This is a genomic window from Novosphingobium resinovorum (assembly GCF_036352595.1).
Taxonomy (GTDB): Bacteria; Pseudomonadota; Alphaproteobacteria; order Sphingomonadales; family Sphingomonadaceae; genus Novosphingobium; species Novosphingobium resinovorum_B.
Genome location: NZ_JAZFAX010000083.1, coordinates 1 through 4982 on the forward strand (window position 1 = coordinate 1; position 4982 = coordinate 4982).

The 4982-nt window shown below is 61.1% G+C and carries 3 protein-coding genes and 2 pseudogenes; 1 reads left to right on the top strand and 4 read right to left on the bottom strand.

Translation table 11 applies throughout. The features are described from left to right. On the bottom strand, positions 1-1434 hold a 1434-nt coding region (locus tag V2S85_RS26735; RefSeq protein ID WP_330705819.1), incomplete at its 3' end, for a TonB-dependent receptor plug domain-containing protein. Between the two features lie 553 nt (positions 1435-1987). Between V2S85_RS26735 and V2S85_RS26740 the strand changes: the two genes are divergently transcribed. Next, positions 1988-2149: a hypothetical protein gene (locus V2S85_RS26740; protein WP_330705820.1), complete on the top strand. Its 162-nt coding sequence runs from the start codon at positions 1988-1990 to the stop codon at positions 2147-2149. Here V2S85_RS26740 and V2S85_RS26745 read toward each other — a convergent pair. The 3 genes and pseudogenes from V2S85_RS26745 to V2S85_RS26755 form a co-directional block, all read right to left on the bottom strand. Continuing rightward, positions 2138-2686: pseudogene (locus V2S85_RS26745) on the bottom strand (IS630 family transposase); the annotation flags it as partial. The gene V2S85_RS26740 and the pseudogene V2S85_RS26745 sit on opposite strands and share 12 nt — an antisense overlap. A 303-nt stretch (positions 2687-2989) precedes the next feature. Beyond that, on the bottom strand, positions 2990-4150 hold the full coding sequence (locus V2S85_RS26750; protein ID WP_330705821.1) for an IS110 family transposase: 1161 nt from the start codon (positions 4148-4150) through the stop codon (positions 2990-2992). Between the two features lie 81 nt (positions 4151-4231). After that, positions 4232-4765: pseudogene (locus V2S85_RS26755) on the bottom strand (helix-turn-helix domain-containing protein); the annotation flags it as partial. Positions 4766-4982 lie beyond the last annotated feature (217 nt).

Genomic DNA, 4982 nt, shown 5'->3' on the forward strand with positions numbered 1-4982 from the left:
CGGGTTGCCGGTGGTCCCGTTGCAACCGTAGACCGCCTTGTAGAGCGCCGAGGTCACGAGGCCGGTGGTGTTGAGGCTCTGGTGGAAGCGGCCGTGCGTCCAGGCGACCTCGTAGTCGAGCCAGTCGTTGACCTTGCCCTTGGCGCCCAGCACGAAGCGGCGCACTTCGTTGGTCTGCGACCCCTGGCTGCCGCCCGTCTCGTCGAGGATGCGCCCGACCGTCACGTTGGTGCCCGTATAGAGCGGCTGCAGTTCGGTCGGCAGGCTGGAGACCGGCACGATCAGGCTGGTCGTGAAGTAGGCCGCCTTGGAATAGGGCTGGTGGGTGCGGCCGTAATTGCCCTCGGCATAGAGGGTGAGGCCGTCAGACACCTCGTATTCGCCGCGCAGGTAGGCGACCTGCCGGTCGTTCGCGACCGAAAGCGGGAAGGCGCTGTAAGGCGTGTAGCCCCGGTTCGCGGTGCTGCCGGTCATCACCGCCGCGATGCTGGAGCCATAGACGGTCCCTTGCGCAAAGCTGCTCGCGCTCCCGCTGGCATCGAAGTTGTAGAGCTGCCCGTCGCTGGCGCGGGTGGTGATGAGGCCATAGGGCGTGACGTTGGCGTATTCGACTCCGGAGGCGAAGACCTGCGCCGGGTTGGTGCCCCCACGCTGCGCGGCCGAGAGCGCGAGCAGGCCCGGTTCGTTCGACGTGTAGCCACGCGAGTAAATGTTGCCCACACCGCTCGACTTCGCGGCATCCACGCCGAACACGATATGCCCGCGCCCGTCGCCGAACGCGAAGCCACCCGCCAGATTGCCCGCATATGTGGCGCCGTCGCCCTCTTCGGTGATGCCGGTCTGGATCGAGCCGGTCAGCCCGGTCATCTTGTTGCGCAGCACGAAGTTGGCGACACCGGCCACCGCGTCCGAGCCATAGGCAGCCGAGGCGCCGCCGGTGACGACATCCACCCGCTCGACCAGCCCCACCGGGATCATGTTGGAATCGAAGGTGGCGTTGATGTTGGTGCCGACCGTGCGCTTGCCGTTGATGAGAACCAGCGTGCGCAGCGGATCGAGGCCGCGCAAGTCGAGCAGCGACTGCACGCCGCCCTGCTGGTCCGCCACGCTGCCGCTGCCGGTCGCCGATCGGGTCACGCGGAAGGCGGGTAGCTGGTTGACGACGTCGGCGATCTGCACCGGCGCGCGCTGGGCGATATCGTCGGCAGTCAGCGTCTGCACCGGCGTCGGCGCCGAGAAGTTGGAATTGGACAGGCGCGAGCCGGTGACGATGATGTCCCTGATCGGCGCTTCATCGGCCTGCTGCGCCGGTGCGGCCTCCTCGACCGGGACGGCTTGGGCCAGTACCACTGTCGGCGCGAACGCCATTGCGGCCACCCCCGACATCAACCGCCACGCCAGCCGCTCACGCGAAACGCCAACCAAGGACGCCATCATATCGTCTCCCATCGTCTGTTTTGACTGGTCTTGCAGTACGGCACTTCCGCACGTGCCGCCGTTCGGCGACCAACCATCTCTGCCGTGATGTCTGCCCGCTTGCAGGCGGCGTTGGTACTGCTTCCAGCGCCATACCAGCTAAACGCCTGCCGCGCATCTTGGCGATTGATCGAAAAATCCGCGCCCTTCCTAATACCGAAAGCCCTCAGGCGAGATTACAGACGAGCGACGACGGAATTCTCGACAAGGAGATTGAGCCAAGTTAGCGCATTCACCAATAACAAGGTGATCGTGGGATGACCTTGTTAAAATAGATACTGCATAAGGCCAACCATTTCATCCTCAAATTAAGCAATCAACTCGTAACCGACAAATTACATGGTCATATTCAATATGTTTTCCGAAGGAAAGGCCCTGAACTGATGCGGTGGATGCCTCCCTTCACCGGGCATCGTATGATGCTCAATGGCGCCATGGCGGCGCCCGAAGGAGGGGCATTTGGCCGGGAGCGCGACGATGCTGATGTTGTGGGGAGATTTATCGGCGCAAGGTGGAGCGGTTTGCCGAAGCTTTGGCGCATCCGGAGGAGCGGCAGGAGGCGGCCGATGCGCTGCGCGCGCTCATCGAGCGCATCGTCCTGACGCCCGGCGCCAAACGGGGCGAGGTCAACGCCATGCTGCACGGCGAGTTTGGGACTAACCTAGTGAATTGATTCCAACACTTGGTGCCCGCGCCGTACAGCGGCTATAATTTCGTTCGGATCGGCCTTCCAGATGAAAGGTCGGGGGTCCTCGTTATGCTCCTTGATAAAGCGGTTGATGGCTGCCTGCAGATCTACGACCGAATGAAAGACGCCGTTTTTCAGCCGCCGCCGTGTGAGCTTGGCGAAGAAGCCCTCGACGGCATTGAGCCATGAGCACGACGTCGGGACGAAGTGGAAGGTCCAACGCGGATGTCTGGCTAACCAGGCGCGGACCTTGGGCTGCTTGTGGGTCGCATAATTGTCGAGGATGACGTGGATCGCCTTGTCAGCGGGCATCTGGGCTTCGATCGTGTTCAGGAACCGGATGAACTCCTGATGCCGGTGTCGTTGCATGTTGCGGCCGATCACGGAGCCATCCAGGACATTGAGCGCGGCGAACAGGGTCGTGGTCCCGTTGCGCTTGTAGTCGTGCGTCATGGTTGCGCCGCGACCGCGCTTCAGCGGCAAGCCCGGTTGGGTCCGGTCGAGCGCCTGGATCTGGCTTATATGGGAGATACAAAGTCAAGGGGGTTCATGGCGGCATAGTATGTCTCGATTTCTTTGCTTCGGTATCCAGGTCTGAGCCCGATTTGCGTGACGCGGCCCGTCGCCAGGCACGATCAACCTTATATACGGTCGCCGCTCGCAGCGGCTGCACCATGATCCCGCTTGCGGCGGGCGAGGGCTCAGGCGGACGAAACCATTCTCTTTTTCGGCTTGTCAGGCCCTGCCAAATATCGGTTCGTCTGCCTGGATCCGTCAGGACTGATCGAGTCCTGAAGAATTAGTAGATTTGGTCGCCATCTATTATCAAGCGGCCTTCATTACGGCACCTTCAATGACGACGCCTGTGGTTACATATTTCCACAGCGCGACCAACAGCTTTCGTGCCAACGCAACGATCATCGTCTTGCGCGTACGGCTGCCATTGCGCCTGACCCGGTCCTCGAACCAAAGGGTGAGCACCGATTGTGGTTGATGCCGCAGCCAGAGCCACGCCAGTTGGATCAGCGTCGTGCGCAGCCTTGGATTTCCGGAATTGGATACCCCCTGCTCGCGATCGACCGATCCACTCTGCCAAGGCGTCGGCGCCAGCCCCGCGTAGGCAGCGACCTGTCGTCGGTTGTCAAAGTGTCGGAATAGTCCTTCCGACCAAAGCACCGCTGCGAATTCGGGTCCGATGCCCTTGATTTCGAGCAACATCGCCGCTGGCGCTGGTGCAGCGATCTCCTTGGGAGCAAGCAGTGCGTCGCGCGCGACCTCGACCGCTTTGATCTGTTCGATCAGGAGATCAATCCGGTCGAGTTCGCGAGTAATTTGCGCCTTCACATGTGCCGGTAGCTCGCGACCGTCGCCAGTTCGGACTTCGTCCAACCGCGCCCGCCGGTCGCGGCGAAGCGGCTCGTAGCCGGAGATACCTTGGCAGAACAACAGTCCCTTGATACGATTGACGTGGCAAATTCGTTCGGCAGTCAGCACCTTGCGTTCGCGGCAAAGACGGCGACGATCTTCCTCTTCCGGCGTCGGCACCTTTATCATTGCACATACTCGCGGTTCGCCGCGCTTGTATGCCAACAGGGCGCGCACCAGCGTCTCGCCATCGATCCTGTCGGTCTTCGCCCGACGCCGCCTGCGCGATGTCGCAATTGATGCCGGATCGACGACGTGGCTTTCGATCGATTCCTTTTGTAACGCACGATGGATCCAAAAGCCATCAAGGCCGGCTTCCTGGATGACGATGAAAGGAAAACGCGCTCCCGTCCGTGTCAACGTTCTGTTCTGCAGTTGAGCGAGACGCTCCAAGAGGCCGGCAACATCACCGCCACGCACCGAATGCTTCGACATCTTCTCACCGAAGCCCGGCGACAGCGACGTGATCAACCAGGTGGATCGACTGAGTTCCAATGAAATGAAGATTGCGCCAAGATCAGTACGGATAGCGATCGGCGCTTGCTGTCGTTCGGTTGTAATCTGCACGCTTGCCTCCAAAGTGGGTGTGGAACAAGCTCACTCTGCCAGAGCCTCGGATGCCATCCACTCGCCATGGGATCTCTTTTCATCGACTGACAGCACGATCGCGTGCGCAGGCGGTGAGACGTAAAGCCCGACGACATCGTGAAGCTTCTCGGCAAAAGCCTTGTCGTTCGACAGCTTGAAGCTGCGCCAACGATGGGGCGCCAGACCGTGGTCGTGCCAGATTTTCACGACCGATGACGCCGCGATACCAACGGCTTTAGCCATCGCGCGCACTGTCCAATGGGTAGCCTCGTGGCCGGGCGTCTCCAGCGTCAGCTTCACGACCTTGTCAACCAAAGCAGCGTCGAGAGGCGCAATCCCCGGCGGGCGGGTCTTGTCGCGCAGTAACCCATCCACGCCTTCGGCCATGAACCTTTCCTGCCAGCGCCATACGCACGTCTTGGATTTGCCCGTCGCCATCATGATCGCCTGAGTGCCCAGGCCGCGAGCCGTCAGGAGAATAATGCGCGCCCGCCAAACATGCTTCTGCGGCGAACCCCGCGCCGCAACAATCGCCTCAAGCCGCTTCGTGTCCGGTGCAGTGACCTCGATCTCGATACCCGTTCGCATGTCGCATCGTCGCACGGCACCGACGGTATGGGAATCCCTCAAGCGGACTCATTCGTTCCGATCAATCCACTAGTCGACAGGTCACGACCAGCGTAAGCGGTAAAAATCCTCCACGTTGCGGTTGAACCGCCGCGGCAGGTTTGGCGATGTAATTTTGGTAATCAAGCAGCGGTGACGATGTTGCTTATTTCGAACATGGTTTGCCCGGCGTTTATAT